The 250-nt window shown below is 37.6% G+C and carries 1 pseudogene; it reads right to left on the bottom strand.

Annotated elements, in window-relative coordinates:
- Positions 1 to 250 (bottom strand): annotated as a pseudogene (locus tag KVT27_RS25605) (tryptophan--tRNA ligase); the annotation flags it as partial.

Below are 250 nucleotides of genomic sequence, written 5' to 3' on the forward strand. Positions count from 1 at the left end.
CTTTGAGGCAGATATAAGTTCACCTTCTTCATGACCCGGAACAGTTCTTGCTTTGCTTCTCCCCAACTAATACCTTTTTGATATCTATCCCTTAATACTTGAATCTGGCTGGGGGTAGCAAATTCTTTGTACAATAAAAACACATTAGATGTATCTGGATCTTTGGGCTCATCAGGAGGTGTAGAGTCTGATTTAATTTTGTTTATTAGCTTTTTCAGGTCATCAGCAGATTCAAAAAGAGGTATCGTAT

This window comes from Lysinibacillus sp. GbtcB16 (assembly GCF_019091145.1).
In the GTDB taxonomy this organism is placed as follows: Bacteria; Bacillota; Bacilli; order Bacillales_A; family Planococcaceae; genus Lysinibacillus; species Lysinibacillus fusiformis.